Below are 25,770 nucleotides of genomic sequence, written 5' to 3'. Positions count from 1 at the left end.
ACACGGGAGAACGGTTTGAGCGACCAGCAGAACGCGGACGACAAGGTCCGCCTGGACAAGTGGCTGTGGGCGGCGCGCTTCTACAAGACCCGGGCGCTGGCCAAGGCGGCCATCGAGGGCGGCAAGGTGCACCAGGGCGGCGAGCGCTGCAAACCCAGCCGCGAGCCGCGGATCGGCGAGGCCTACGTGATCCGCACCGGCTTCGACGAGCGCACGGTGGTGGTGCGGGCGCTGTCCGGGGTACGCCGCGGCGCCCCCGAGGCCCAGGCGCTGTACGAGGAGACCGAGGAAAGCCGCGTCCGTCGCGAAGCGGCCGCGGCCCAGCGCAAGGCCGGCGCCGTCGGCCTGCAGACCGACGGCCGCCCCAGCAAGAAACAGCGCCGGGACATCAGCCGCTTCCGCGACCTCTATTGAGTTACCTGGCCGGGGCCCCCGGCCAGGTGCCTCCGGTTCGCTCATGGGCAGGATGCCCCAGGCGGGAGTGCCCGATGGGGAGGTCCGCAGCGCTGCCTACGGCGAACCCCTTTCGACCTCATTCACGCAGGGTGGAAAACCGCACCGCGTTTTCCACCTCGTTCCCCTCAGGGCAGGCGCACCACGCTCAGGCGGTTCAGCAGCGGCACTCGCTTGAACGGGCGGAACAGCGGCGCGGTGAGCCGCAGCAGGTGGGCGCTGGCCCAGGCGGCGAAGGGGGTGTACATCGACCAGGCCAACGCCAGCAGCGCCATCACCAAACCGCCGACATAGTCGTCCGAGGCCCAGTGGGCGCCGGCCACCAGCCGCGGCAGCATGAACAGCACCGCCAGGCCGCCCACCAGCAGGCCCTGCCAGGCAGTGCGCACGAAGCAGCCGAGGAACAGCGCCCAGATCATCAGCACCGAGGCATGGTCGCCGGGAAAGCTGCGGCTGGAGCGGTCCTTGAGTTCGAAGCGGCGCTCCCACTCGGGGTAGTAGTCCGACAGGTGCACCGCTCCGGGGATGCGCTCGCTGGGGCTGGCGTGCTGCCAGCCGGTGTGCTTGGCCAGCTTGGTGAACAGCACGCGGATCACCAGCAGCATGATCAGGGTGGCGATGAAGCCCAGTGTCGCGGCGCGCACCTGCACCGCCGGGTACAGCCAGTCGCCGCGGATCAGCAGGCAGAGCAGGATCAGCCCCACCAGGATGTCGAACGGCCGCAGGCTGGCGATCGCCCAGACCAGGCGCCAGGCGGCGTTGTCCGCCAGGGGCGCGTTGAGCAGGTGGAACAGCTGCGTATCGAAGGTGAAGAAGGCGGCGCGCACCGGCTCGAACAGCCACAGGCCCAGCAGCGCGGCGGCGAAGAAGTGGCAGAAGAGGAAGCGTGGCCAGCGCCATTGCGCTTGGAAGAGGGTGGTATTCTCCATAAAATCCGGAATTTCCCATAGGCGAAGTGATGGCGCGCTTTATAGCGGTCGGTCATGCCTTTGTCATCTTGCGAGCCCTGCCATGCCCGTCCCCGATCACACCCAGCGCTTCCTGTTCGACGACACCGATGTCCGTGGCGAACTGGTGGCCCTTGGCGAAAGCTATGGCCACGTGCTGGCCAAGCACCCCTACCCGGAACCGGTGGCCCAGTTGCTGGGCGAACTCCTGGCCGCCGCCGCACTGCTGGTGGGCACCCTGAAGTTCGACGGCCTGCTGATCCTCCAGGCGCGCTCCGCCGGCGCCGTGCCGCTGCTGATGGTGGAATGCTCCAGCGACGGCGACCTGCGCGGCATCGCCCGCTACCACGCGGACCAGGTGTCGCCCACCGCCGGGCTGCGCGAGCTGATGCCCGAGGGCATGCTCACCCTCACCGTCGACCCCCGCGCCGGCCAGCGCTACCAGGGCATCGTCGGCCTGGAAGGCGAGACCCTGGCGGCCTGCCTGTCGGACTACTTCGCCCAGTCCGAGCAGTTGCCGACCCGCTTCTGGCTCAGCGCCGACGGTCGTCGCGCCCGCGGCCTGCTGCTGCAGGCGCTGCCGCCGGAGCGCCTGAAGGAACCGGAGGCGCGGGCCGCCAGCTGGCAGCATCTGACCACTCTGGCCGACACCCTCACCGCCGAGGAAATGCTCGGCCTGGACAACGCCACCCTGCTGCACCGCCTGTACCACGAGGAAGCGGTGCGGCTGTTCGACCCGCGGCCCCTGCGCTTCCGTTGCAGCTGCTCCCGAGAGCGTTCGGCGGCGGCGCTGGTGAGCCTGGGCCAGGCGGATGCCGAGCAGCTGTTGCAGGAGAAGGGCGGCGAGGTGGTGATCGACTGCCAGTTCTGCAATCAGCGCTACCGTTTCGACGCCGCCGACGTGGCCCAGCTTTTCGCCGGCGGCGGCAGCGGCGCGCCCTCCGGCACCCGCCACTGAACTTGGAATGACGGGCGCCAGCGCGGGGCGCGCCGGGTGCGGGACACCGTTCGGAGCGTGCGCCTGCCGGCTGTGACCTGCCGAGGGGCCAAGGGTTTTGGCCGCGCCCGGCGGCGTCCCACGGCATTCCAAGCGCAACCCGGGCACCCGCCGTGACCGGAATGACGGGTGCGGTCAGCTTGCCGCCCCGCTGACCGGAGGTTTCTACCCACGCCGGCCTTTTCTGGCATAATCCGGCGCACTTTTTTCGTCGTAGTGGACCCTGACGGCCACTACAAACCGTCTGCAGCACTCGGCTCCGGCCGATGGGGAGTCTCGATGACGCAAGCCACCTCCGTGTACACCGATATCAGCGTTGCCCACCTGATTGAAGAAGCCATCCGCCGTGGCGAAGGCGAGCTGGCCGCCAACGGTTCGCTGGTCGTCCACACCGGTCACCGCACTGGTCGCTCACCGGTGGACCGGTTCATCGTCGAGGAACCCTCCACCCGCGACGCCATCGCCTGGGGCCCCATCAACCGGCCGTTCCCGGCGGACAAGTTCGACACCCTCTGGGCGCGCGTCGAAACCTACCTGGCGGACCGCGACCGCTTCGTCTCCCACGTGCACGTAGGCGCCGACCCGGCCCACTACATCCCGGTCAAGATGACCACCGAGACCGCCTGGCACAACCTGTTCGGCCGTTGCCTGTTCATCAACCCCGAGACGTTCAACCCGGAAACCCGCCGCGAGTGGCAGATCCTCAACGCCCCGTGGTTCGTCTGCGAACCGGAGCGCGACGACACCCATTCCGATGGCTGCGTGATCCTCAACTTCGCCCAGAAGAAAGTGCTGATCGCCGGCATGCGCTACGCCGGCGAGATGAAGAAGGCGATGTTCTCGGTGCAGAACTTCCTGCTGCCAGAGAAGGACGTGCTGCCGATGCACTGCGCCGCCAACATGGGCGAAGAGGGTGACGTGACCCTGTTCTTCGGCTTGTCCGGCACCGGCAAGACCACCCTGTCCGCTGACGAGAGCCGCTACCTGATCGGCGACGACGAGCACGGCTGGGGCGTGGGCACCGTGTTCAACATCGAGGGCGGCTGCTACGCCAAGTGCATCGACCTGTCGGCGAAGAACGAGCCGGTGATCTGGAAGGCCATCCAGTTCGGCGCCGTGCTGGAGAACGTGGTGCTCGACCCCACCACCCGCCTGCCGGACTACGCCGACGCCAGCCTGACCCAGAACAGCCGCGCCGCCTACCCGCGCGAGCTGATCGACAAGCGCGCCGAGCTGAACCGCGGCGGCGAGCCCAACGCGGTGATCTTCCTTACCTGCGACCTGACCGGCGTGCTGCCGCCGGTGTCGATCCTCAACAACGAGCAGGCCGCCTACCACTTCCTCTCCGGCTACACCGCGCTGGTGGGTTCCACCGAGATGGGCTCCGGCGGCGGCATCAAGTCCACCTTCTCCACCTGCTTCGGCGCGCCGTTCTTCCCGCGCCCGGCGGCGGAGTATGCGGAACTGCTGATCAAGCGCATCAACGGCTTCGGCTCCAAGGTCTATCTGGTCAACACCGGCTGGACCGGCGGCGGCTACGGCGTCGGCAAGCGCTTCAGCATCCCCACCACCCGCGGCGTGATCGCGGCGATCCAGAGCGGCGCCCTGGTGGGTGCAGAGACCGAGCACCTGCCGGTGATCAACCTGGACGTGCCCAAGGCCGTGCCGGGCGTCGACACCGCCTTGCTCAACCCCCGCGCCACCTGGGGCGACACGGCCGCCTACGATGCTGCGGCGACCGAGCTGGCCGCCAAGTTCATCGAGAACTTCAAGAAGTTCGACGGCGTGTCCGACGACATCCGCGCCGCTGGCCCGCAGCTCGCCTGAGCGACCACCGCGCGTTGAAACGAGCCGCCTCCGGGCGGCTTTTTCATGCCCGCCGTTCGCCTCAGGGCGCCGGCACCAGGCGCAACTGGCGGGGCGCCTCGGCGGCGATCTCGGCCTCGTCCAGCAACTGCGGCCGGTAACGGCCGGCGGCATAGTCCGCCGCCTGGTCGGCGTAGTGGGCGTCGAACGGCGCGCCACTCTGGCCCACCGGGTTGATGCCCAGGCTGTGGGCGGGGTCGGCGAAGTCGATCAGGCGCCGGGTGGAAGGCCCGTAGCTCACCGCCCAGGGTGCCGGGCCCAGGGGGCTGGACTGGTTGTTGGGGGTCTCGTGGGTGCCGGGCATGGCGAACGGCCCGACGTTCAGCAGCCGGTCGAGGGGCGCCTGGCGACCCAGGGGGTGGCCATGGGTGAGGGTGTGGGCACGTCCCCAGGTCCAGCTCGCCGGGTCGTCGCCCCCGGTGGCCCTCAGGTGCGCCAGGCTGGCCTGCCAGGCCCCCCGGACGATATCCCGGCGGGTTTCCCGAGCGGGGCTGCGACGATCATCCCACCACGGCGAGTCCGGATCGGCGGCCAGGCGCGGCAGGGCCGCGTCCAGCGCCCGAGTGGCCAGCAGGGCATCGAAGAAGGCATCCCCCAGCTCGTCGCGCAGGGCGCCGTCGGCCAGCTGGTAGAGGAACTGGGTGAACAGCGTCGGCACCGGGTCGTCCACCCGGTAGTCGCCGTCCCAGGCGGCCAGGCGCTGCACCAGGGCGGCCTCGTCCGGCCGGTCGGCGGTGGCGGCCCGCAGGTCCTGCAGCAGCGGCGCCAGCAGGCGCGGGCCGTAGGCGGAGCCGCTGTCCAGCTGCAGGGTGCGGCTGGCGTCCAGGTCCCCCTTCAGCGCCGGGTCCGCCAGGCGCTCGGCCAGGCGGCGGCCGCGGTCGGGCAGGTTGTAGTAGCCGGGGATCGGCTGCGGGCCGGCCGGCTGGGCATTGGCGGAGACGATGTAGCCCCGCGCCGGGTTCTCTTCCTGGGGATTGGCCTCGAAGGGCTGGAAGCCGTCCTTGTCCGCCGCCGGGCTGTCGCCGTCGAGGATGAAGGTCGGGTCGACGCCTGCCGGCCGCCGCGGCAGCCGCGCGGCCGCCCACCAGCCGATGTCGCCGGCAGCGTTGGCCCAGACCACGTTGAGCCCGGGCGCATGGATCAGCCGGGCGGCGTCCCGGGCCTTGTCCAGGGTGTCGGCGCGGCCCAGCCGGTAGAACGCCTCCAGCAACGGGTTGGGGCTCTCCAGGAAGGTCCACCAGAGCGCGATGGGCCGCTGGTCGCCGGTCGCCCCCAGGGCATCGTTGACCAGCGGGCCATGGGGCGAGCGACGCAGGGTCAGCGGCACCGCCGGCGCGCCCTTGACCGCGATCAGCGTCTCGTGGCGCTCCAGGTCCACCCACTGGCCGTGGTAGCGCACCTGCTCGGGGTTGTCCGGGTTGACCCGCTCGGCGATCAGGTCGATGTCGTCGTTCTGGAACATGGTCAGGCTCCAGCCGAACGACCGGTTGAAACCCAGGGACGCGAAGGGGTTGAGCGCCTGGTAGTGGCCGTACAGCTCGAAGCCCGGCGCCCGCAGGTGAGCCTCGTACCAGGTGGCTGGCACCGAGAAGCGGATGTGCGGGTCGCCCGCCAGCAGCGGCTTGCCGCTGGCGGTACGGCGCCCGGCGATCACCCAGGCGTTGCTGCCCTCGAACTGCGGCAGGCCCTGGTCGGCCACGGCGCGCCCGCTGAGGTCCGCCAGGGCGCCGAGCATCCGCCAGTCGCCGTCGGCCAGGCTCGGCGCCAGGGCGCCGGCAGGCTGCCAGGCCAGGTCGAAGATAGCCAGGTAATCGGCCCCCAGGCGATCGCGCACGTAGGTCAGCACCGGCTCGGTCCGGAACGCGGCGGCGAAGCTGTAGGCGGTGTAGCCCACCACGCTGAAGGTGTCCTCGGCACGGAATGGCCGCTTGGGAATGCCCAGCAGGTCGAACTCCAGGGGCGCCGGCCGCGAGGCCTGGTACTGGTTGACGCCATCCAGATAGGCCTCCAGCGCCGCCCAGGCCGGCCCCTCGTGGGGCGTGCGGCCGACGTAGGCGTCGGCATGCTCGCCCAGGCGCAGGCTGCGGAACAGGCGGTCGGTGTCCACCAGGGCCGGGCCCAGCACCTCGGCCAGTTCGCCCCGGGCCAGGCGCCGCAGGATTTCCATCTGGAACAACCGGTCCTGGGCGTGCACGTAGCCCAGTGCGCGGTACAGGTCGGCCTCGCTACCGGCGTCGAGATGGGGCACGCCGCGGGCGTCGTAGCGCACGCTGACCGGCCCCTGCAGGCCGGCCAGGGGCAGTTCGCCGTCGCGTCGCGGCTGCTTGCCGTGGAGGTACCAGGCGCCGGTGGCGACGACGGCGACCAGGGCCAGGGCGAGCAGGGAGAAAGCGCGTTTCATGAGCCGTTTCATGGACGATCCTGGAGCGGGGAGGGGGCGGCACGAAGGCCGGAGCATCGACCGAAGCACGCCGGACCGCAACCGCCGGGCGCGGCCCCGGCGTTCAGGGCGCCGGGTGCCAGTCGCAGAAACAGCCCTGGGCCAGGGTATTGGCGGCGTCCACCGGGCGCCCGGCCAGCAGCGCTTCCAGCACCGGCTCGATGAAGCTGTTGGCCGAGGTGCAGAGGGCCCCCTCGCTGTAAGGACCGAAGTAGGCGAGCCGCCCCTCGCGGTCCCAGATGCCCACCGCCGGGCTGGCCGGCAGTTGGTCCAGGCCGGGTAGCCCGTCCAGGGCGGTCAGCGCGCCCAGGTTCGCCGGCAGCCGGCCGTGGCTGCCGGGTCGGTGCACGCTGTAGAAGACCACCCCCTGGGGGGCGAAGCGTTCCACCAGCCCGGCCAGGTGCTGCTGGTTGCCGACGTTGCACGGGCAGGCCGGGTCCCAGAAGTGCACCAGCCGCACCGGCCCGGGCCCGGCCAGGTCCGCCGGCAGGTGCAGCGGCGCGCCGCTGAACAGCGTGGCACGGGTATCGAAGGGGCGGATGTAGCGGTCCTGGTACCAGCTCCAGGCGGCGTACAGCGCCACCGCGCAGAGCAGCACGGACAGGCAGGCGACGAGGGGCTTGCGGCGCGGGCGCATGGGGCGGACCATCGGGCTTCGGTGCGCTAGCTTGCCACGCCGGCGCGCCGGGCAGAACATCGTCCGCCGCACCCTTCCCCGGATCCGTCATGACCGACCCGTTCCAGCCCGACCAGTTGAGCCCGCTGCTGCGTCCTTTCGCCGCCGACGCCGAGGAGCTGCCCCAGGGTAGCGCGTACCGGCGTTTCTACGGGTTGGACTTCGCCACGCGGCACCCCGAGGTGCGCAGCCGGCTCGCGCACTTCGACATCCCCGGCTACCGCCTGGCGGCGCAGCTGTGGACGCCGCCGGCGCCGCGGGCCAGCCTGCTCCTGCTGCACGGCTACTACGACCACATGGGCCTTTATCGCCACGTCATCGACTGGGCCCTGGGCCGGGGCTTCGCGGTGCTGGCCTGCGACCTGCCGGGCCATGGCCTGTCCAGCGGTACCCGCGCCAGCATCGGCGATTTCGCCGAGTACCAGGCGACCCTCGACGGGCTGCTGGCCGAAGCAGCGGCGCTGCGCCTGCCAGCGCCCTGGCACCTGTGCGGGCAGAGCACCGGCGGCGCGATCCTGCTGGACCGCCTGCTCACCGGCGCGGCCATCGACGGCCACGGCGAGACCCTGCTCCTCGCGCCCCTGGTGCGCCCGCGCTCCTGGGGCTGGTCGAGGCTCAGCTACCGCCTGCTGCGCCCCTTCGTCGACGCCATCCCGCGGCGCTTCAGCGTCAATTCCGGGGACGCGGAGTTCATCGACTTCGTCCACCGCCAGGACCCCCTGCAACCCCAGACCCTGCCCACCGCCTGGGTCGGCGCCCTGTCCCGCTGGATCCCGCGGATCGAGGCGGCGTCGCGGGTGGCGAAGCGCCCGCTGATCATCCAGGGCGACGCCGACATGACCGTGGACTGGGGCCACAACCTGCAGGTGCTGGAGGACAAGTTCGACCGCCCCGAGCTGCTCCTGCTGCCCGCGGCGCGACACCACCTGGCCAACGAGACCGAAGCCCTCCGCCAGCGCTATTTCGCCTTCCTCGACGAACGCCTCGACTGAGCGGCGACGCGTGGCCAGCTCCCTGCGCGCTACCGGGGTGGCGGGCCCGCGCGACCCTCGCCGCCCTTTGACCGGGCCCCGGCACTGCGGCCTAATGGCGGCCCGTTTCAGCCCCCGAGGCCGATGATGCCCGAGCGCCCCGTTCCCACGCTGCCCGCCGGCGCCAGCACCGTGCACCTGCCCGTGGGCGACTGGCCGACGCTGCTGGAGGGCCTGTGCGCGCGGTTTCCGACGGTCTCCCGGGCGCGCTGGCTGGATCGTTTCGCCCGGGGCCGGGTGCTGGACGCCGAGGGCCAGCCACTGGCGGCGACCCAGCCATACCGGGTCGGCCAGCGAGTCCATTATTTCCGCGAGGTGGAGGCGGAGACCCCGATCCCCTTCGAAGAAACCGTGCTGCACCAAGATGCCCACCTGCTGGTGGTGGACAAGCCGCATTTCCTGCCGGTGATGCCCTCGGGCGCGTACGTGGAGCAGACCCTCCTGGCGCGGCTGATGAAGCGCCTGGACAACCCCCACCTGGTGCCGATCCACCGCATCGACCGCCTCACCGCCGGCCTGGTGCTGTTCTCGGTGGACCCCGCCACCCGCGACGCCTACCAGGCGCTGTTCCGCCAGCGACGCATCCACAAGACCTACGAAGCGCTGGCGCCGGCCCTTCCGCAGCTGCAGTTCCCCTACCTTCATCGCTCGCGCCTGGAACCCGGCGAGCCGTTCTTCCGCATGCGCGAAGGCGTCGGTGGCGAGCCCAACAGCGAGACGCGGATCGAGGTGTTGGCGCGCCATGCGCAGCATTGGCACTACCAGCTGGAGCCGGTCACCGGGCGCAAGCACCAGTTGCGGGTGCACATGGCCGGGCTGGGCGCGCCGATCCTCGGCGATCCGTTCTACCCGGTGCTGCTGGAGCGTGCCCAGCGGGAAACCGACGACTACCGCCGCCCCCTGCAACTGCTGGCGCGGCGCCTGGTCTTCGACGATCCCCTCAACGGCCAGCGGCGGTGTTTCGACAGCCGATTAGCGCTCCATCTGGACGATTGAGGCTTGGACCGTGAGACGACGGTGGTGCTGTCAGCGCGGGCGGTCCAATAGGCAGCAGTCGTTGCGCAGGATCGGGATGCCGGACCGAAACAACATGTGGGGCAGAGGAGGCTCCCTCGGTGGCATGAACCAGGTTGAGTGGGCCGCCAGGACAGAGGTGGCCGACCGCGACTTCGGCCGACTCCCCGCCGCCGGCCAACAGCCGAACACGTCCCTGATCATCTCAATTCGAGGGATCACGACAGGGCCGGTGACGGCTGAAGGCGCTGGGCCGCATGCCTTCGCAGGGGCGCCAACCAGCAGGCGGGCCATGGCCCGCCGCTGTTTCGGGTCTTGCCGTGGCCTGGCCAGCCTTCAGCCGGTGGGCGGCTCGGCGTCGATGAACGACGGCACCTCGCCCTGGGGGTACTGGCGGGCCTGGTCGCGGCCAGGGCGCTTGCTGCGGTCGTAGGGCTCCAGCCGCTGGGATTGGCCGCTCTCCAGGGCGCGCTCCACCGCGGCGATCACCCGCACGTCCAGCCAGCCTTCCTCGGCATCGGCTTCCGGCTGGCGGTCGTTGAGGATGCAGTCGGAGAAATACGCGGTCTCGCCGGCGAACTGGTCCAGCACCGCCTGGCGGCGTTCCTCCTGCTGCTCGCCGCGGGTGGTGCGGTAGGTGATCGCCGTACCCGGGCCGAAACCGAAACAGGGCGACGCCTCGATCTCCCCCTCGCTGCCGATCAGCTGGAAGCGCTCGCTGCCCGGCACGCTGTAGCTCACGGTGAAGGTGGCCAGGCGTTCCTCGGGGAAGCGCAGGGTAACGGTGACGCTGTCGTGGAAATCGAAGCCCAGGCCCGGGGTTTTCACGCCTACGGCGCTCACCTCGATGGGCTCGGCACCGAACAGGTTGCGCACGGCGTTCAGCGGGTAGGGCCCCATATCCGCCACCGGGCCGGCCCAGAAGCCGTTGCGGGCGCGGTGGTTGGACGGGTCTACCTTTTGGGAGAAGGTGGAGGTGAACAGCCGTGGGTCGCCGAACTCCCGGGCGCGTACCCGCTCGATCATCTCCAGGGTGCCTGGCTCGTGGTGCAGGCGGTAGGCGACCATCAGCTTGGCGCGGGACGCCTTGGTCGCCTCGAAGATCTCCCGCGCCGCCGCCTCGCCGGCTTCGGCGGGCTTCTCCAGCAACACGTGGATGCCGGCCTTCAGCGCCGGCAGCACGAACTGGCGGTGCAGGAAGTTCGGCGTGGCGATGTACACCGCGTCGATCTCCCCGGAGCCCAGCAGGTTCTCGTAGTCCTCGTAGGCATAACTTTTCAGGCCATAGCGCCCGGCCAATTCGTCGGCCTTGCGCGGGTCGCCGGTGACCAGGGCGGTCATCACGGAATTCTCGGTCTGGCCGACGCCGGGCATGAACGCCGCCTGGGATATCCAGCCGCCTCCGACCACGGCGTAGCGCACCTTGCCTTGCGTGCCTGGGTTGCTCACAACCTGTCTCCTCTTTCCGATGGGTAAGGAAGTGGGCAATGGGCCGCCAGCAGAGTTCAGCGCGGTCGATGGCTGGGAATGAGGGGTGGCGTGGTCAATGTGGCCAGACGACAGCTGCTTTGTCAGATCGAAGCAATCGGAACAGCTGATTCAATGCCCGCATGCATAAAAATCTTAACTGGATGGCGCAGTTCTCTGCCGAACTCTCTATTGATCTGTTGAAAATGTGAATCAGACCATGTTCAAAATTTTTCTGAAAATTTACTATTCATTAAAAATTCGAGCAGCTATTTTATGCCCTATATTTATCCAGAAGCAGACGGGTTGGAGAACACAAGCAAAGTTGGCTCCAAGCAATGCGTAGCACTTCTTCAGCATTATACAAATATACCTAATACGGCTTTTTGGCATGAAGGAAAATCTGTATTTGAAGACGAGAACAAAATAATTCACAAGGGAACGGCGATAGCCACATTCAGTAATGGCGTTTACTCTAACCACTCTACGGGTAATCATGCTGCATTCTTTCTTTCAAAAGATGCCAATGGCATATGGATTATGGATCAGTGGAAGGATGACAAGAGAAAGCCTTTCGTTTCCAAAAGATACATCCGTAGAAAGGGTAAAAATAGTAAAGGTGGATATAATGATCCGAGCAATAATGCCGATGCATATTCAATCATTGAATAATTTTTTGAGAAAATTACCGCTACTAATATTGCTTATTTTTTGTGGGGAAGCTCATGCGCGGGAAACGGCCGAAAGCGAAAAATTCGAATGCCCATTCACGCTGCCGATTCAATCGGCTGAAATAAAGGCTGCAGATTTACCTGCTGAAACAAGGTTGGTTTCTATTCCCACGCAATTGGTATTAGAAAGCATCGCTGTATACGATGGTCCGCCTGAGCATGGCGGAGCGCTCAAACCTCAGGATGCTGACGGACCTGATGCCGATGATGCTTCCTCTACCTGGTCATTTGAAGGGGATTACCCTGACGGAAAATGGCTGGTCTGCGAATACGGAAGCGGCTTGCTGAAGCTGGGTCGACGCTTAGACGATCATCGTGAGACTTGCGTTGGAACAATGTGGCGAGGCGACCATCCAGCAGGCTGGCGTGGACGGTTCGACTGTCGCTAATCACCCTATCCACGCACCTGATGGCGCTAACTAGCCTGCGTCACTCCCATCCTTCTTCATCGTTGTCTTCGTCCTTCGGCGGCTGGAAGGGCTCCACGCGGTACCAGGTTCCGTGCGCCTTGCAGTCCGCGATCGTCCCGCCCACGGACGATCGCAGGTAGGTGGCCATGCCCATGTCTTCCTGGCGCTCCACTACGTTGTGGTCGAGATCGATGCTGGGCGACATGAACAATGTGGAGGCATAGCGGCTGTATCGGTCAGGCTTGTCACGCCGGCCATTCCAGCGATAGATCGTCCGTCCCTCCGGCCAGTACACCGCTACCCGTTGATGGCCGTCCGGCCACCGATAGCCGACCATGCAGAAGTGATTGAGTATTTGATTTTTCCCCATGCTCACGATCAGGTATTGCAGTTCGTATAGAGGCTCCAGGAAAAGTGGAGCCTGGCTTGCATCGAAACGTGAAACTTGTCCCTCGAATATAGTGGGCCCGAATTTTTCTTTGGAGTGAGCGATGGGGATATGGCTAATGCCCAATAAACACGCTGATAATGCTAGAAGATAAAGAGCGCGTGACATCATTTTGTCTTCCTGTATCTCTCTGTAAAAGAGCGGCTTAGTTTATAAAAGTCTGGCCGGCGATATTGTAGGGCTGTTCATAGGCACCGCCCGGGTGAGAGGATTCTTTGGTTCTCCATCCGTAGTAATCACCCTCCAGGCGCGGTACCGTGCCAGTGACGACATCCAGTGCCCTTTTAATATGATCTCGATACAGTGCGTAACGTCTGTCACTGGCATCGTTTCCGATAGTAAGTATATTCGCGATAAGTCTGGCTTGTTTGGCCTCAATATTTGGATAGGCCCCGAAACCTTTAACTTCATTTCCCAGGCCTGCCATGATGAGTGCAGTAATAGTGCGAGCGCTTGGCCGATTGAAGACGCTGATATCAGGAAAGCCTAATCTGTTTAGGAGTACCTGTTGTATTAGGCGCATCGATGTAAGTGAGGCTTCGCCACCAGGAAATTCTTGGTCGTCCGGGGTTATGGATTCGGCCAACAATACCCGTGCAAGCGCACCCTCATCCGTATTCACGGGTGGAAGCTCCAGCCTTGGCACGACATTAAACGTCAGCCCTGTCAGGAATTTCTCACCTGTGCCACTGAGCGCCGTGATGCGGGCGCCCTGACAGGCCATTCTGGCCTCGAAGCGGATCGTCTGTTCCTGGAAGCGTTCGTCCGCTTTCTGTTTCACGTCGATGCACGGGCTGTCGCTGGTGACCTGGTAATGTTTCTTGTCGGGCCCCAGGCCATTCAGCTTCACCGTCAGTTTGTTGCCGATGACCAGGTCGACCGTTCCGGTGACGGGGTCGGCGTCCCGTGTATTGCGTGTGAACGTCAGCATGATGAATTCCCTTTGCCATGGACGCGCCAGCATGCTGGAGAAGCGCGAATGATCCTGTGGTGTCACGCACAGTTCGAACGCGGCGAGCCCCCGGAAAACGAGGGGAAGGGCGCCTGCTCGCGTCCCCCCCCGGCCTCAACGCACCAGGTGCAGGAACTGCAGGTGCCGCTCGTACTGGTCGAGGATGTCGTTGATCACCTGTTCCCGGCTGTAGCCCACCAGGTCGTAGTCCTGGCTGCCCTCGGCCAGGTGCACCTCCGCGCGGTAGTAGCGGCGATTGTTGAGGTTGCGCGCCTGCAGGCCGGCGATGGCGAAGGACGGGGTGAAGTAGCCGCGCATGATCACCCGGTAGAGGAACGGGTGTTCCTCGCCGTGGCCGATCTCCAGGCTGAGGCTGGCGGTGTTGGCGTCCAGGTCGGTGTCGACGCTCAGGCCCTTCTCGCGGAATTGCGCCGCCACGTCCTCCATCGCCGGGCGCACGCGGCTGTCCATGAAGCGGTATACCTCGTCCCGGGACGGGAAGTGCACCGCCTGGCCCAGGCGCTGGCGCCAGCCGCCGCCGTGGCGGCTGGAGCGGCCGGTCACCGGCATCGGCGAATGCAGCCGCGCGCGCTGGCGCTGGGACTCCAGGTAGAAGGCCTTGTGCAGGCCCCACATCATCAGCAGCAGGATCAGCGAGAACGGCAGGGAGGTGAGCACCACCGCCGATTTCAGCGCGTCGATGCTGCCGGCGAACAGCAACCCGCTGGTGACCAGGGCGGTGGTGACACCCCAGAACACCCGCAGCCACTTCGGCCCGTCCTCGTCGACGCTGCCGCCGCGGGCGGAGAGGGTGGACAGCACCACGGTGCCGGAATCCGCCGAGGTGACGAAGAACACGAAGCTGACGAACACCGTGGTGCCGATCACCGCCCGGCTCCAGGGGTAGGTTTCCAGCAGCCGGTAGATGGCCATGGCCGGCTCTTCCACGGCGACCCGCGCCAGGTCGCCGAAGCCATGGCCAATCACCTGGTCCAGGGCGCTGTTACCGAAGATGGACATCCACGCCAGGGTGAAGCCGAGGGGGATGAACAGCACGCCGAAGACGAACTCGCGGATCGTCCGGCCGCGGGAGATGCGCGCGATGAACAGCCCGACGAAGGGCGCCCAGGCGATCCACCAGGCCCAGTAGAACACCGTCCAGCCGCCCAGCCAGTCGGAGGGCTCGTCGTAGGCGTAGAGGTCGAAGCTCTTGGTGGGCAGTGCGCCCAGGTAGTCCCCGAGGTTCTGGATCAGGGTGTTGAGCAGATGCTGGGTGGGGCCGGCGAATAGCACGAACAGCAGCAGCCCGCAGGCCAGCAGCATGTTCAGGTCGGACATCAGGCGCACGCCCTTTTCCACCCCGGACACCGCCACCAGGATCGCCGCACCCATCATCAGCGCGATCAGCGTGGCCTGCACCCAGGCGCTGTGGGGGATGCCGACGAGGTAGTCGAGGCCGGCGTTCAGGTGCAGTACGCCGAAGCCCATGTCGGCGCCCAGGCCGAAGACCGTGGCGATTATCCCGAAGGCGTCCACCGCGTAGCCCAGGGGGCCGTCGATGCGCTTGCCGATCAGCGGGTAGAGGGCCGAGCGCAGGGCCAGGGGCAGATTGTGGCGGTAGGCGAAGTAGGCCAGCGCCATGGCCACCAGGGCGAATACGCCCCAGCCGTGCAGGCCCCAGTGCAGGAACAGCAGCTGCATCGCCTGGCGCGCCGCCTCGCGGCTGCCGCCCTCGCCCTGGGGAGGCTGGGCGAAGTGGGTCAGGGGCTCGGAAACGCAGAAGAAGAACAGGGTGATGCTGATCCCGGCGGCGAACAGCATGCCGGCCCAGGACAGGTAGCTGAACTCCGGCTCGTCGTGGTCGGCCCCCAGCTTGATCCGGCCATAGCCGGACAGGGCGGTGACCACCACGAACACCAAGTACAGGGTCATCGCCAGCAGGTAGTACCAGCCGACGCTGTCGGCGGCCCAGGTCTGGGCCCGCAGCAGCCAGTCGCCGGCGCGCTGGGGCGCGCCCATCACCACCAGGCCGAACAGCAGGATGACCGCCGCCGAGCTGTAGAACACCGGCGGGTTCATGCGGGGCGTCGCGGCCTCCGGGGTCGACGGCGCACTCATCGGCGAGCGCCCATCGACGCGAGAGGGCGGAAGATAGGCAAGGCAGACCTCCTGGTCAGAATATTGATCGAACGTTCAATATAAACACGGAAGGTCGGCTCGCGGCCAATCGCCACCCTCTCTCGGGGCCGCGGGCGGTGCGCCCGAGGGCCCGTGGACTGGGCGCGGGTGGCGTTCGTCGGAAATTTCGCCGGGGCCGCTCAGGCCGTCCCGGCGCGCAGCGCGGCGATCCGCGCGTCCTTCTCCTGCCACAGCTGGGTGACCCAGTCCTGCACGTACTGGCGGAAGACCGGATCGCCCTGGTAATCGCCCTGCCACAGGCGCGGGTCCAGGGGCAGGCTGCGGATGTCCATGATCACCCGCGGCACCCGCCCGCAGAGCAGGTCCCAGAACCCCGGCACCCGTTCGCCCGGGTAGACCAGGGTGACGTCGAGGATCGCGTCCAACTGGTCGCCCAGGGCCGCCAGCACGAAGGCCACGCCGCCGGCCTTGGGCTTTAGCAGGTAACGGTAGGGAGACTGCTGGTAGGCCTGTTTGGCCGGGGTGAAGCGGGTGCCTTCCAGGTAGTTGACCACGGTGACCGGCAGGCGCTTGAACTTCTCGCAGGCGGCCCGGGTGATCTCCAGGTCCTTGCCGCGCATGTGCGGGTTCTTCTCCAGGTAGGCCTTGGAATAGCGCTTCATGAAGGGGTACTCCAGGGCCCAGAAGGCCAGGCCGAGGAACGGCACCCAGATCAACTGCTGCTTGAGGAAGAACTTGAAGTAGGGCGCGCGGCGGTTGAGGGCCTGCACCAGGGCCGGGATGTCCACCCAGGACTGGTGGTTGCTGATCACCAGGTAGGAGCTGTCGCGGCGCAGCTGCTCGCCGCCGCGGATGTCCCATACCGTGGGGGTGAGGGCGGCGAAGATGCGCTTGTCGTTTTCCGCCCAGGTCTCGGCGATGCCCATCACCCACCGCGAGCAGCGGTCGCGCAGGGCCTGTGACGGCGCCACCCGCTTGAACAGGGCGACCAGCATCATCGGCCCGATCAGCACCAGGGTGTTGAGCAACAGCAGGAAGACGGCGCAGAGGCCGGTGAGGAGCGCCCGCATGGCTTTCGGTTCCTTGGCTGGCGAAGGGCCGTCCATGATACCCAGCGGCATCGGCGTGCCCAAGCCGACGGCTGCCGCCTTGCCCGGCGCGCGGCCGGCGTATTTACTGGAAGAGTGCCCGCGACTGCCGGGCGACCGCTTTGCCATGGGGCCCGCCATGCTGAAACGCATCGCTGTCACCGATCTGCGCCTGGGCATGCACATCCATGAACTGTGCGGCTCGTGGATGGAGCATCCGTTCTGGAAGACCCGCTTCCAGCTCACCTCGCCGAAGGACCTGCAGCGCCTGCAGGACAGCGGTGTGCGCGAGGTCTGGATCGACATCGGCAAGGGTCGCGACGTGGACCCGGGCCAGGCCAGCCAGAGCGTCGCCGAGGTGCAGGCCGAGGCCGAGGCGCGGCTGCTGGCGGTGGAGACGCCGCGGGTGGTGCGGCCGGTGTCCCTGGACGAAGAAGTGGGCCGCGCGCTCAAGCTGTGCAGCGAGGCCAAGGCGGCGGTGGTGGCGATGTTCAGCGACGCGCGCATGGGCCTGGCGGTGGACACCGGCCACGTCGGCGAGCTGGTGGAGGACATCTCCGCCTCGGTGCTGCGCCACCCCAACGCGCTGATCAGCCTGGCGCGGCTGAAGACCTCCGACGAATACACCTACATGCACTCGGTGGCGGTCTGCGCCCTGATGATCGCCCTGGCCCGCCAGCTGCAATTGCCCGAGGGGCTGGTGCGCGAGGCGGGGGTCGCGGGGCTGCTCCACGACATCGGCAAGATGGCGGTGCCCCAGGACGTGCTGAACAAGCCCGGCAAGCTCAGCGACAGCGAATTCTCCACCGTGCGCGGCCACCCCCAGGCCGGTGCCCGCATCCTGCTGGAGAGCAAGCAGGTCAGCGCCCTGGTGCTGGACGTCTGCCTGCACCACCACGAGAAGGTGGACGGCAGCGGCTACCCCCACAGCCTGGAAGGCGAGCAGATCAGCCTGTTCGCCCGCATGGGCGCGGTCTGCGACGTCTACGACGCCATCACCTCGGACCGCCCCTACAAGCAGGGCTGGAACCCGGCCGAGGCGATCCGCAAGATGGCCGAATGGTGCAAGGGGCACTTCGACGAGGCGGTGTTCCAGGCCTTCGTCAAGACCGTGGGCATCTACCCCACCGGGTCCCTGGTGCGCCTGGAGAGCGGCCGGCTCGGGGTGGTGCTGGAGCAGTACGAGCGCTCGCTGTTGACGCCGCGGGTGAAGGTATTCTTCTCGACCCGCTCGCGGATGCCGATCCCGCAGCAGGTGGTGGACCTGGCGCGACCGCCCGGGAACGATCGCATCGTCGGCCGCGAAGTCCCCGAGGCCTGGGGCTTCCATGACCTGGACGCGCTCTGGCTGGGCCGCGAGCGGCGCGCGGGCTCCGCTTTCGGTTGAGCCCGGCGCAGAACGAAACCCCGGCGCCGCGAGTCTATCGGCCAGTGCCGGGCGACCGCCTGGCTCCATCCGCTTCTGCACCCGGGAGTCCATGGTTTGAAACGCTTCCTCGTCCTGCTCGGGCTGGCCGCGCTGCCGGTCTTCGCCGCCGAACAACCGACCCTCTACGGTCGTTACGAAAACGTCCGCCTGCCGGAGATCGGCCAGACCCTCAAGGCCAAGCTGGATACCGGCGCCCTCACCGCCTCCCTGTCGGCCAAGGACATCGAGCGCTTCCAGCGCGACGGCGACGACTGGGTGCGCTTCCGCCTGGCCGCCAAGGGTGCCGACGACACCGTCTACGAGCACCGCCTGGCGCGCATGAGCAAGATCAAGAACCGCGCCGACGAGGCCGGCGAGGAAGAGGAGGAGAGCGGCGCCACCGAGGTGGCCAAGCGCCCGGTGATCGAGCTGGAAATGTGCCTGGGCGAGGTGCGCCGCAGCGTCGAGGTCAACCTCACCGACCGCACCGCGTTCAATTACCCGCTGCTGGTGGGCGCCCGCGCCCTGCGCCGCCTCGACGCGGCGGTGGACCCGGCACGCAAGTACACCGCCGGCAAGCCGGGCTGCTGAGCCCCGGTTGACGCCGGCGCGCCGCTGCGGCACCGTGCGGCGCCACCGTCCGCGGGCGCGCCCAGGCGCCGGCGGGCGGCTCCTTCCGCTGCGCAGGGGCCCGCCATGCCGCACATCCTGATCGTCGAAGACGAAGCCGCCATCGCCGATACCCTGGTCTACGCGCTGCAGGCCGAGGGCTTCGCCACCACCTGGCTGAGCCTCGCCGGCGAGGCCCTGGAGCGGGTGCGCCAGGCGCCATTCGACCTGCTGATCCTCGACGTGGGCCTGCCGGACATCAGCGGCTTCGAGGCCTGCCGCCAGCTGCGGCGGTTCTCCGAGGTGCCGGTGATCTTCCTCACCGCCCGGGACGCCGAGGTGGACCGGGTGGTGGGCCTGGAGATCGGCGCCGACGACTACGTGGTCAAGCCCTTCAGCCCGCGGGAAGTGGCGGCCCGCGCCAAGGCCATCCTGCGCCGCCTGGCGCCGCGGGAACTGTCACCGCGGGAAGCGTCCGGCATCGACGCGCCGGCGAACGCGGCGTTCCAGGTGGACCTGGAGCGCCACCGCATCCATTACCGGGGCCAGCTCCTGGCCCTCACCCGCCACGAATTCCGCCTGCTGCAGACCCTGCTCGGCCAGCCCCAGCGGGTGTTCGCCCGGGAGCGCCTGCTGGACGCCCTGGGGGTGGCGGCGGACGCCGGCTACGAGCGCACGGTGGACAGCCACATCAAGAGCCTGCGCGCCAAGCTGCGGCAGGTGGACCCCGCCGCCGAGCCGATCCAGACCCACCGCGGGCTGGGCTACAGCTACGACCCGGAGCGCTGACGGGTGCCCCTGGGAATCCGCATCTTCCTGGCCTACTTCCTGTTCGTCGGCCTGGCCGGCTGGTTCGTCCTGGGCACGGTGATGGACGAGATCCGTCCGGGGGTGCGCCAGTCCACCGAGGAGACCCTGGTGGACACCGCCAACCTGCTGGCGGAACTGCTGCGGGACGACGTGAAGCGCGGCACCCTGGCCCAGGGCCGGCTGCCGGACCTGCTGCGGGCCTACGGCCAGCGCCAGCCCCAGGCCGACATCTGGGGCGTGCGCAAGCAGGCGGTGAACCACCGTATCTACGTCACCGACGCCCGCGGCGTGGTGCTGCTGGATTCGGCGGGGGAGGCGGTGGGCCAGGACTACTCCCGCTGGAACGACGTCTACCTGACCCTCCAGGGCCGCTACGGCGCGCGTTCCACCCGGGAGGTGGACGGCGACCCGGAGTCCTCGGTGATGTACGTGGCGGCACCGATCCGCGAGGGCGAACGGATCATCGGGGTGGTCTCGGTGGCCAAGCCGAACCGCACCCTGCTGCCCTACATCGAGCGCTCCCAGCGGCGCCTCGCCTGGCTCGGCGGCGGGCTGATCGGCCTCGGTCTGCTGGTGGGAGGCCTGCTGTCCTGGTGGCTCAGCGGCTCCCTGCGGCGGCTGACCCGCTACGCCCAAGCGGTGAGCGCTGGCGAGCGCGCCGAGGTGCCGCGGCTGCGCGGCGGCGAGCTGGGGCACCTGGCCGAGGCGGTGGAGCGGATGCGCGTCGAGCTGGAGGGCAAGGCCTACGTGGAGCGCTACGTGCACACCCTCACCCATGAGCTGAAGAGCCCGCTGGCGGCGATCCGCGGCGCCGCCGAGCTGCTGGAGGGGGAAATGCCCGCGGCGCAGCGGCAGCGCTTCGTGGCCCACATCGACCGCGAGAGCACGCGCCTGCAGCACCTGATCGAGCGGCTGCTGAACCTGGCCCAGGTGGAGCAGCGCCAGGGCCTGGAGGAACGGGTGCCGATCCCCGTGGCGCCGCTGCTGGAGGAGCTGCTGCAGGCCCAGGCCGCCCGCCTCCAACGGAACGGACTGGTGGCGCGGCTGGACGTGGACGGCGACCTGCGGGTGCGCGGCGAGCGCTTCCTGCTGCGCCAGGCCCTGGCCAACCTGCTGGAGAACGCCCTGGACTTCGCCCCGGCGGGCGCCGCCCTGGTGCTCAGCGCCCGGGCCGAGGGCCGCGCGGCGCGTATCGGCGTGTTCAATCAGGGGCCGCCGGTGCCGGACTACGCGCTGCCGCGCCTCACCGAGCGCTTCTATTCCCTGCCGCGCCCGGCCAGTGGCCGCAAGAGCACCGGGCTGGGGCTGAATTTCGTCCAGGAAGTGGCGCAGCTCCACGGCGGCAGCCTGCAGGTGGCTAACCGCGACGACGGCGTGGAGGCGAGCCTGCGGCTGCCGCTGGACTGACGGCGCCACACATTCTCCACGAAGTCTCCACCGGCCCTCCATACCGGCTCCCCGTTGCCCGCCCAGACTGCGGCTCGTCATCCCCTGCACGAGAACCGCCATGATCCGCACCCTGGGCTTCAAAGCGGGCGCCATCGCCCTGCTCATCCTTCTCCTGATGATTCCGCTGACCATGATCGACGGCCTGGTGACCGAGCGGCAGCGCCTGCGCGACGGCGTGCTGACGGACATCGCCCGCAGCTCCAGCTACGCTCAGCAGCTCAACGGCCCGCTGCTGGTGGTCCCCTACCGCAAGCGGCTCACCGTCTGGAACACCCGCGAGGACGGCAGCCGCTACGCCCAGGAGCAGGAGGTGGCGGGTCGCCTCTACCTGCTGCCGGAACGCTTCGCCGTGGACGGCAGGCTGACCACCGAGGCGCGCTACCGCGGCATCTATCAGGCCCGCCTGTACCACGGCGTCAACCGCTTCAGTGGGCAGTTCGCGGTGCCCGAGCGCTTCGGCCTGAGCGAGGCGGAATTCCCCGACTATGCCTTCGAGGCGCCGTTCCTGGCCCTGGGGGTCAGCGACATCCGCGGCATTCGCAATGACCTGCGCCTGGAGCTGGACGGTCAGCGCATCGCCTTCGAACCGGGCAGCGGCGAAGCCCGCCTGGGCAGCGGCGTGCATGCCCCGCTGCCGGCCCTGGACGGGACGCCGCAGGACCTGGCGTTCGCCTTCGACCTGGACCTGCAGGGCAGCGAGCAGCTGTCCATCAACCCCATCGGCCGTGACAGCCGGATCATGCTGGCCTCGGACTGGCCGCACCCGAGCTTCTTCGGTGAGTACCTGCCCAGCGAGCGGGAAAGCGGCGACCACGGCTTCAGCGCCCGCTGGCAGACCAGCTTCTTCGCCACCAACCAGGAGGAAGCGGTAGCCGCCTGCGCCCAGGATGCCAGTTGCCAGCGCTTCCCCACCAGCACCCTGGGGGTGGCCTTCATCGACCCGGTGGACCACTACCTGAAGAGCGAGCGGGCGATCAAGTACGCGCTGCTGTTCATCCTGCTGACCTTCGCCGTGTTCTTCCTCTTCGAGGTGATCGGCCGGCGCTCGGTGCACCCGGTCCAGTACGCCCTGGCGGGGCTGTCCCTGGCGCTGTTCTACCTGTTGCTGCTGTCGCTGTCCGAACACCTGGGGTTCGGCCCGGCCTACGGCCTGTCGGCCGGCGCCTGCGTACTGCTCAACGGCTACTACGCTAGCCACGTGCTGCGCGGCCGGACCCGGGGCCTGGGCTTCGGCGCGGCCCTGGCGACCCTCTACGGGCTGCTCTACGGCCTGCTAGGGGCCGAGGACTACGCCCTTCTGCTGGGCTCGCTGCTGGTGTTTGGCCTGCTGGCCGGGACCATGGCGCTGACCCGCCGGGTGGACTGGTACGGCCTGAACGTCCGCGCCGCCGACTGACCCTCATGGCGCGCCCCCGGGCGCGCGCTCCGGAGCCCCCCATGAATACCGTGCTACGCGTGATCCTGTGCCTGCTGGGCGGGCTGCTGCTGGGCGTCTCGGCCCTGACCCTGCTGATGTTCCTCGGCCGCTTCGATGCGATCCAGGCCTGGCTGGACAGCGGCCGGCCCCTGGTGAGCCTGCTGCTGTGGCTGCTGCCCGACGGGCTGTGGGACGGCCTGACCGGCATCGCCCACGCCCGCCGTCACCCGGCGGTGGCGTCGTTCCTGGGCTTCTGCATGGCGCTGCTGCAGGTGGCGCTGCTCAGCGGCTGGCTGTTGTTTCGCGGGAGCCGGCGGCCATGAGCGGGCGGATCGGCCTGCGTGAGGATTCCCAGGAGGGGCGCCGCCTGGCGTGGCGGATCGCCCGGCTGTTCCCGCCGCGCCCGCCGCCGCGGCAGCAGGCGACGGTGAGCCGCGGTGGGTGAGCGGTCAGGCCGGCGGCGGGGCGCTGTCCACCATGGACGGCCGTTGGCTGGCCTGGGCGTACCAGTGCGCCAGGCGCGGGAAGCGCGGGCGCCAGGCGTAGTCCGGATGACGCAGGTCCAGATAGCCCAGGGCGCAGGCGGCGCCGATGGCGGCCACGTCGAAGCGGCTGGCCAGCTCGTCGACGCCGTCCCGCTCCAGGTAACCCAGGCCGCGATCGATCTTTTCCAGCTGGGCGTTCTGCCAGCCGTCCCAGCGCTTGTCCTCCGGGCGCAGGAACTGTTCGTAGCGCAGCAGCACGCTGGCGTCCATCACCGCGTCGGCCAGGGAGGCGAGGGTCAGCGCGCGCCAGCGGGCCGGGCCTTCCCGGGGGATCAGCGGCTCGCCGGTGTGCTGCTGGTCCAGGTAGTCGAGGATCACCCGGCTGTCGTGCAGCACGCTGCCGTCTTCCAGGCGCAGCGCGGGGATCTTCCCGGCCGGGTTGTGCTGGTTGAGGTCGTCGCTGGGCTCCACCGGGGTCAGTTGCACCGGCTGCAGCGTCACCCGCTCCTGCTGATGGGTCTCGTGCAACAGCACCCGCACCTTGCGCACGAACGGGGAATAGGGGGAGTGGAACAGAGTCAGGCTCATGGGAGTCCTCGGCGGGTGTGGCGGCGCTCAGTAGCGGATGACGACCAGGCGGTCGTGGCCGGTTTCCGCGCCCCAGACTTCGCCGACGCGGCCGCGCAACTGTCGCACATCGGCGCCGGGCCGGTCACTGGCGAAGGGGGTGAAGTCGTGGCCGAACGGGTTGAAGCGCAGCAGCGCGTTGCCCGCCCGGTCGCTCAGCCAGATGCGGTCCTGCTCGTCGACGTACACCGCATGGGGCCGCGCGGTGGCGCCGTCGGGCAGCGGCCATTCGCGCCATTCCCGGGCCAGCGGGTCGTAGTGGCCGAGGCTGTCGCCGTCGGCGGCGCTCACCCAGAGCTTGCCCTGGGCGTCGCTCCAGACCCGCTGGGGCGACTGCTGCGGGTGGGCGGCCGGCAGGGTCTCGGCGAGGCCGGCGGCCGGGTTGACGCGGACCAGGGCATGGGCCCGCGGGTTGGCGTACCAGACATCCCCGGCCGGGGTCACGGTGATCCCCTGGGGCCCTTCGCCCTCGGCGGCCGGCCATACCTTGAACTGCCCATGGGCGGGGTCGAAGCGCCCGTACCAGCCGCGGGTGCCGGTGAACCACAGGCGCCCGTCGTGATCCCGCGCCAGGGCCGCGAGGCCGGCGTCCGCGGCCTCGGCGGGCAGCTTGAAGATCTCCACGCCCAGGCGCAGCGGGTCGACCCGCAACAGGGCGTTGAGCCCGCGATCGGCCACCCAGGCGGCGCCGTCGGTGGTCACCAGCACGTCCTCGGGCTGGGCGCCGGGGCCCAGGGGCACTTGCTCGACCTGGCCGGTCTGCGGGTCGAGGCGGCCCAGGGCGCCCTGGCCGGGCAGGGTGAACCAGACCCGGCCGTCGGAGCCGGGCGCCACCGCGCCCGGGTGGCTGCCCTCAGGCAACGGGTAGTAACGGACCTCGTCGGCCCGGAGGGGCTGGCTGGCCAGCAGGGTGAACAGGCACAGGGCGATGGCTCGGAACATGGGGCGGCTCCCGCAGAGGCATGGGCCTATGGACTGCCGCGGCGCCGTGCCGGTTCGCCTTCTCAGCCCCGGGGCCGGCGGCGCAGCAGGGGCCAGCCCCCCAGCAGGCAGGGCACGCCCAGGCCGAGCCAGGCGCAGGCGTCCCACAGGCCGTCTCCCAGCAGGGCGGCGCCGAGCCCCGCGGCGCTGAGCAGGGCGATCGCCGCCGGCACCGCGAATACCCGGCGGTAGGGCAGGGCGCGGCGGCTCATGCCGCCCTCCGCGCGGCGCGGCGCACCCACCACAGGTACAGGCCGCTGCCCAGCACCACCAGGGTGAGCACATCCAGCAGCGCCCAGAGCACCTTCATCGGCATCCCGCCGTAGTCGCCGAAGTGCAGCGGCTGGGACATGGACAGCACATCCATGTACCAGGGCCGCTGGCCCACCGCGGTCACTGCCAGGTCGCGGGCGTCGATCAGCACCGGCGTCCACAGGTGCGAGGTGAGGGGCGTGCCACCCTTCATGAACACCGTGTAGTGGTGGCCGCTGGAGAAGCGCGTGCCGGGGAAGGCGATGAAGTCCGGGCGCATGCCCGGCGCGGCCTCGCCGGCGATGGCCGGCAGGCGGTCGGCCGGGGCGTGGCGGCTGGGCGGCGGCAGGTCGCGGTAGGGCGCCACCAGGGCCGCCAGGGTGTCGTTGCGCCAGGCGTCGATCAGCAGGTCGGCGCAGGCGCTGAACACCCCGGTGATGCCCACCACCAGCGCCCAGGTCAGGGTGACGATGCCGATCAGGTTGTGCAGGTCCAGCCAGCGCGTGCGCGGCTTGGTTTCGCGCACCGTGCCGAACGCCAGGCGGCGCATGAACGGCGCGTAGAGGACGGTGCCGGACACCAGGGCGACGGCGAACAGCACGCCCATGGCCGCCAGCAGCAGCTTGCCCGGCAGCCCGGCGAACAGGTCCACGTGCAGGCGCAGGATGAACAGCATCGGCCCGCCGTTGGCCGACGGCATCGGCAGGACCTCGCCGGTGCACCCGTCGAGCATGAAGGTGTGGGAGGCGTTGGGCTCGGTGTCGGCCCGGGCGGCGGTGATGGCCAGCACCGCGTGGGGCTCGTCGTCGTCCCAGCCCAGGTACTGCAGCACCTCGCCGGGCCGGTGCGCCTCGGCGGCGCGGACCAGGGCCTGCAGCTCCAGGGAAGGCGTGCCCGCCGGCAGGTCCCGCAATTGCGGGGCGTCTCCCAGCAGGTGGTCGATCTCGTGGTGGAAGATCAGCGGCAGCCCGGTGAGGGCCAGCATCAGCAGGAACAGCGTGCACACCAGGCTGCTCCAGGTGTGCACCGCGGACCAGCGGCGAATGGTGGATGCCTTCATCGGCGGAACGGGC

At 68.8% G+C, this 25,770-nt stretch carries 26 protein-coding genes; 14 read left to right on the top strand and 12 right to left on the bottom strand.

From position 1 onward, the window contains the following. The first annotated feature begins 15 nt into the window (after nucleotides 1–15). Nucleotides 16–414, top strand: a complete 399-nt coding sequence (locus FM069_RS08610) for an RNA-binding S4 domain-containing protein (protein WP_233282009.1) — start codon at nucleotides 16–18, stop codon at nucleotides 412–414. A gap of 167 nt (nucleotides 415–581) precedes the next feature. Here the strand turns inward: FM069_RS08610 and FM069_RS08605 are convergent, their stop codons facing one another. Further along, entirely contained in the window at nucleotides 582–1,382 is an 801-nt protein-coding gene (locus FM069_RS08605; RefSeq protein WP_143487887.1) for a phosphatase PAP2 family protein, read from the bottom strand. An 82-nt stretch (nucleotides 1,383–1,464) separates the two neighbouring features. On the opposite strand from FM069_RS08605, the gene hslO reads away from it, so the two are divergent. Together hslO and FM069_RS08595 are read left to right on the top strand one after the other, a co-directional pair. Continuing rightward, nucleotides 1,465–2,358 carry an Hsp33 family molecular chaperone HslO gene (gene hslO, locus FM069_RS08600; RefSeq protein ID WP_143487886.1) on the top strand — a complete coding sequence of 298 codons (894 nt, stop codon included), beginning with the start codon at nucleotides 1,465–1,467 and terminating at the stop codon, nucleotides 2,356–2,358. A gap of 318 nt (nucleotides 2,359–2,676) precedes the next feature. Then, on the top strand, nucleotides 2,677–4,224 hold the full coding sequence (locus tag FM069_RS08595; RefSeq protein WP_143487885.1) for a phosphoenolpyruvate carboxykinase: 1,548 nt from the start codon (nucleotides 2,677–2,679) through the stop codon (nucleotides 4,222–4,224). Nucleotides 4,225–4,285: 61 nt separating this feature from the next. On the opposite strand, the gene FM069_RS08590 is transcribed toward FM069_RS08595, so the two are convergent. Together FM069_RS08590 and FM069_RS08585 are read right to left on the bottom strand one after the other, a co-directional pair. Beyond that, nucleotides 4,286–6,664, bottom strand: a complete 2,379-nt coding sequence (locus FM069_RS08590) for a penicillin acylase family protein (RefSeq protein ID WP_143487884.1) — start codon at nucleotides 6,662–6,664, stop codon at nucleotides 4,286–4,288. Between the two features lie 103 nt (nucleotides 6,665–6,767). Then, nucleotides 6,768–7,340: a DUF6436 domain-containing protein gene (locus FM069_RS08585; RefSeq protein WP_143487883.1), complete on the bottom strand. Its 573-nt coding sequence runs from the start codon at nucleotides 7,338–7,340 to the stop codon at nucleotides 6,768–6,770. A gap of 89 nt (nucleotides 7,341–7,429) precedes the next feature. Between FM069_RS08585 and FM069_RS08580 the strand changes: the two genes are divergently transcribed. Together FM069_RS08580 and FM069_RS08575 are read left to right on the top strand one after the other, a co-directional pair. Beyond that, nucleotides 7,430–8,371 (top strand): phospholipase BipL, encoded by a 942-nt coding sequence (locus tag FM069_RS08580; protein WP_143487882.1) that lies wholly within the window; start codon nucleotides 7,430–7,432, stop codon nucleotides 8,369–8,371. 126 nt (nucleotides 8,372–8,497) lie between these two features. After that, entirely contained in the window at nucleotides 8,498–9,406 is a 909-nt protein-coding gene (locus FM069_RS08575; RefSeq protein WP_143487881.1) for an RluA family pseudouridine synthase, read from the top strand. 354 nt (nucleotides 9,407–9,760) lie between these two features. On the opposite strand, the gene FM069_RS08570 is transcribed toward FM069_RS08575, so the two are convergent. Beyond that, the gene (locus tag FM069_RS08570) at nucleotides 9,761–10,873 is read right to left on the bottom strand and encodes a Gfo/Idh/MocA family protein (protein ID WP_143487880.1); all 1,113 of its coding nucleotides are present in this window, start codon (nucleotides 10,871–10,873) and stop codon (nucleotides 9,761–9,763) included. 294 nt (nucleotides 10,874–11,167) lie between these two features. Here FM069_RS08570 and FM069_RS08565 point away from each other — a divergent pair, with 294 nt between their 5' ends. Both FM069_RS08565 and FM069_RS08560 read left to right on the top strand, forming a co-directional pair. Next, entirely contained in the window at nucleotides 11,168–11,563 is a 396-nt protein-coding gene (locus FM069_RS08565; RefSeq protein WP_143487879.1) for a BPSL0067 family protein, read from the top strand. Then, nucleotides 11,520–12,011: an STY0301 family protein gene (locus tag FM069_RS08560; protein WP_178106694.1), complete on the top strand. Its 492-nt coding sequence runs from the start codon at nucleotides 11,520–11,522 to the stop codon at nucleotides 12,009–12,011. Before FM069_RS08565 ends, FM069_RS08560 begins: the two co-directional genes overlap by 44 nt. A 40-nt stretch (nucleotides 12,012–12,051) precedes the next feature. Here FM069_RS08560 and FM069_RS08555 read toward each other — a convergent pair whose 3' ends face one another. The 4 genes from FM069_RS08555 to FM069_RS08540 form a co-directional block, all read right to left on the bottom strand. Further along, nucleotides 12,052–12,591, bottom strand: a complete 540-nt coding sequence (locus FM069_RS08555) for a hypothetical protein (protein ID WP_143487877.1) — start codon at nucleotides 12,589–12,591, stop codon at nucleotides 12,052–12,054. A gap of 34 nt (nucleotides 12,592–12,625) precedes the next feature. Next, nucleotides 12,626–13,411 carry a hypothetical protein gene (locus FM069_RS08550; protein WP_143487876.1) on the bottom strand — a complete coding sequence of 262 codons (786 nt, stop codon included), beginning with the start codon at nucleotides 13,409–13,411 and terminating at the stop codon, nucleotides 12,626–12,628. Nucleotides 13,412–13,546: 135 nt separating this feature from the next. After that, nucleotides 13,547–15,550, bottom strand: a complete 2,004-nt coding sequence (betT, locus tag FM069_RS08545) for a choline BCCT transporter BetT (protein ID WP_143487875.1) — start codon at nucleotides 15,548–15,550, stop codon at nucleotides 13,547–13,549. Between the two features lie 200 nt (nucleotides 15,551–15,750). Continuing rightward, nucleotides 15,751–16,641: an acyltransferase gene (locus tag FM069_RS08540; protein ID WP_143487874.1), complete on the bottom strand. Its 891-nt coding sequence runs from the start codon at nucleotides 16,639–16,641 to the stop codon at nucleotides 15,751–15,753. A 157-nt stretch (nucleotides 16,642–16,798) separates the two neighbouring features. On the opposite strand from FM069_RS08540, the gene FM069_RS08535 reads away from it, so the two are divergent. The 7 genes from FM069_RS08535 (at nucleotide 16,799) to FM069_RS22040 (ending at nucleotide 22,797) form a co-directional block, all read left to right on the top strand. Continuing rightward, on the top strand, nucleotides 16,799–18,046 hold the full coding sequence (locus FM069_RS08535; RefSeq protein ID WP_143488060.1) for an HD-GYP domain-containing protein: 1,248 nt from the start codon (nucleotides 16,799–16,801) through the stop codon (nucleotides 18,044–18,046). A 96-nt stretch (nucleotides 18,047–18,142) separates the two neighbouring features. Then, nucleotides 18,143–18,658 (top strand): retropepsin-like aspartic peptidase RloA2, encoded by a 516-nt coding sequence (gene rloA2 / locus FM069_RS08530; RefSeq protein ID WP_143487873.1) that lies wholly within the window; start codon nucleotides 18,143–18,145, stop codon nucleotides 18,656–18,658. A gap of 105 nt (nucleotides 18,659–18,763) precedes the next feature. Then, complete coding sequence (creB, locus tag FM069_RS08525; protein ID WP_143487872.1) at nucleotides 18,764–19,465, top strand: two-component system response regulator CreB; 702 nt, start codon at nucleotides 18,764–18,766, stop codon at nucleotides 19,463–19,465. A gap of 3 nt (nucleotides 19,466–19,468) precedes the next feature. Beyond that, nucleotides 19,469–20,893, top strand: a complete 1,425-nt coding sequence (creC, locus tag FM069_RS08520; RefSeq protein WP_143487871.1) for a two-component system sensor histidine kinase CreC — start codon at nucleotides 19,469–19,471, stop codon at nucleotides 20,891–20,893. A 100-nt stretch (nucleotides 20,894–20,993) separates the two neighbouring features. Next, the gene (gene creD / locus FM069_RS08515) at nucleotides 20,994–22,331 is read left to right on the top strand and encodes a cell envelope integrity protein CreD (RefSeq protein WP_143487870.1); all 1,338 of its coding nucleotides are present in this window, start codon (nucleotides 20,994–20,996) and stop codon (nucleotides 22,329–22,331) included. Between the two features lie 41 nt (nucleotides 22,332–22,372). After that, nucleotides 22,373–22,675 (top strand): hypothetical protein, encoded by a 303-nt coding sequence (locus FM069_RS08510; protein WP_143487869.1) that lies wholly within the window; start codon nucleotides 22,373–22,375, stop codon nucleotides 22,673–22,675. Further along, the gene (locus tag FM069_RS22040) at nucleotides 22,672–22,797 is read left to right on the top strand and encodes a hypothetical protein (protein ID WP_267904179.1); all 126 of its coding nucleotides are present in this window, start codon (nucleotides 22,672–22,674) and stop codon (nucleotides 22,795–22,797) included. Before FM069_RS08510 ends, FM069_RS22040 begins: the two co-directional genes overlap by 4 nt. Before the next feature lie 4 nt (nucleotides 22,798–22,801). Here the strand turns inward: FM069_RS22040 and FM069_RS08505 are convergent, their stop codons facing one another. The 4 genes from FM069_RS08505 to FM069_RS08490 form a co-directional block, all read right to left on the bottom strand. Next, entirely contained in the window at nucleotides 22,802–23,425 is a 624-nt protein-coding gene (locus FM069_RS08505; protein WP_143487868.1) for a glutathione S-transferase, read from the bottom strand. A gap of 27 nt (nucleotides 23,426–23,452) precedes the next feature. Then, on the bottom strand, nucleotides 23,453–24,406 hold the full coding sequence (locus FM069_RS08500; protein WP_143487867.1) for a Vgb family protein: 954 nt from the start codon (nucleotides 24,404–24,406) through the stop codon (nucleotides 23,453–23,455). Nucleotides 24,407–24,468: 62 nt separating this feature from the next. After that, nucleotides 24,469–24,657, bottom strand: coding sequence for a hypothetical protein (locus FM069_RS08495; RefSeq protein WP_143487866.1), 189 nt, complete (start codon nucleotides 24,655–24,657; stop codon nucleotides 24,469–24,471). After that, nucleotides 24,654–25,757, bottom strand: coding sequence for a PepSY-associated TM helix domain-containing protein (locus FM069_RS08490; RefSeq protein ID WP_143487865.1), 1,104 nt, complete (start codon nucleotides 25,755–25,757; stop codon nucleotides 24,654–24,656). The genes FM069_RS08495 and FM069_RS08490 overlap by 4 nt, the downstream gene beginning before the upstream one ends. Nucleotides 25,758–25,770 lie beyond the last annotated feature (13 nt).

This window comes from Pseudomonas mangiferae, from assembly GCF_007109405.1.
Lineage (GTDB): Bacteria > Pseudomonadota > Gammaproteobacteria > Pseudomonadales > Pseudomonadaceae > Pseudomonas_T > Pseudomonas_T mangiferae.
The sequence above is the reverse complement of the archived record's forward strand: the minus strand, read 5'-3'. Positions and strand labels throughout refer to the sequence as shown.